This window comes from Pseudoalteromonas sp. SR44-5, assembly GCF_014163675.1.
GTDB lineage: Bacteria > Pseudomonadota > Gammaproteobacteria > Enterobacterales > Alteromonadaceae > Pseudoalteromonas > Pseudoalteromonas rhizosphaerae.
The window spans coordinates 1-653 of the sequence record NZ_JACJDT010000163.1 but is presented as its reverse complement, the minus strand read 5'-3'; the positions used below and the strand labels follow the sequence as shown (position 1 = coordinate 653).

Genomic DNA, 653 nt, shown 5'->3' with positions numbered 1-653 from the left:
ATTTATTCCACGCTTGCGAAACCTGTTCGACTATTTCTTCATAACCACTAAACACACGATTAGATAAACAGTGTTGCCGTATCCAACTCCATACTTGCTCTATTGGATTTAACTCCGGGGAGTAATACCAATCGGCATAAAGATTAAGTAGATTTGATCCAGTCTCTAGAGCATATGCTTTTAACCGTATCAGGAATGGAAATGAATTTATTCCATGCTTGCGAAACCTGTTCGACTATTTCTTCATAACCACTAAACACACGATTAGATAAACAGTGTTGCCGTATCCCATACTTGCTCTATTGGATTTAACTCCGGGGAGTAAGCCGGAAGTTTTATTAGCATGATATTATTGAATGGTTGTACCGTATCAATAGTATGCCAACCAGCGCCATCAACGATCACGACGGCATGACGTCCTGCCTCCGTGGCTTTTGATATTAATTCCATGTGTTACGTCATGACGTCTTTATTGACTACAGGGCTGATCAGCGCTTCTGTTATACCATTACGTGGGCACACTGCACCAAATAATACCAATCTGCATAAAGATTAAGTCAATTTTATCCAGTCTCTAGAGCATATGCTTTTAACCGTATCAGGAACAGAAATGAATTTATTCCACGCTTGCGAAACCTGTTCGACTATTTCTT

Annotated in this window: 2 pseudogenes; both read right to left on the bottom strand. The window is 40.0% G+C overall.

The features are described 5' to 3' along the window. Positions 1–124, bottom strand: a pseudogene (locus H5154_RS23020) (transposase); the annotation flags it as partial. Positions 125–143: 19 nt separating this feature from the next. Continuing rightward, positions 144–534: pseudogene (locus H5154_RS23945) on the bottom strand (transposase); the annotation flags it as partial. Positions 535–653: the final 119 nt, after the last annotated feature.